Genomic DNA, 373 nt, shown 5'->3' with positions numbered 1-373 from the left:
TCTCAGGATATCAAGATAAATGGCGCAGCGGACGGGACTCGAACCCGCGACCCTCGGCGTGACAGGCCGATATTCTAACCAACTGAACTACCGCTGCACTGTATATGGTGGGCGCTGACGGGATCGAACCGCCGACATTCTGCTTGTAAGGCAGACGCTCTACCAACTGAGCTAAGCGCCCTGAGTGAGGATCAACAGAGATCACCCTGTTTAAACTTCAAAAATGATGTATGGAACAAACGAAAACGTTATATCTAAACATCTCCACTTATCTTCACCTCAGGAATCAAGATAAATGGCGCAGCGGACGGGACTCGAACCCGCGACCCTCGGCGTGACAGGCCGATATTCTAACCAACTGAACTACCGCTGC

The 373-nt window shown here is 51.5% G+C and carries 3 tRNA genes; all 3 read right to left on the bottom strand.

Annotation, left to right across the window (positions count from 1 at the left end):
• Positions 1–20: 20 nt before the first annotated feature.
• Positions 21–97 (bottom strand) — tRNA-Asp (locus ACINWC743_RS06030).
• Positions 98–105: 8 nt separating this feature from the next.
• Positions 106–181, bottom strand: a tRNA-Val gene (locus ACINWC743_RS06025).
• A gap of 115 nt (positions 182–296) precedes the next feature.
• Positions 297–373 (bottom strand) — tRNA-Asp (locus ACINWC743_RS06020).

It is taken from the genome of Acinetobacter sp. WC-743 (assembly GCF_000335555.1).
Lineage (GTDB): Bacteria > Pseudomonadota > Gammaproteobacteria > Pseudomonadales > Moraxellaceae > Acinetobacter > Acinetobacter bereziniae.
This window is presented reverse-complemented; position numbering and strand designations above follow the sequence as displayed.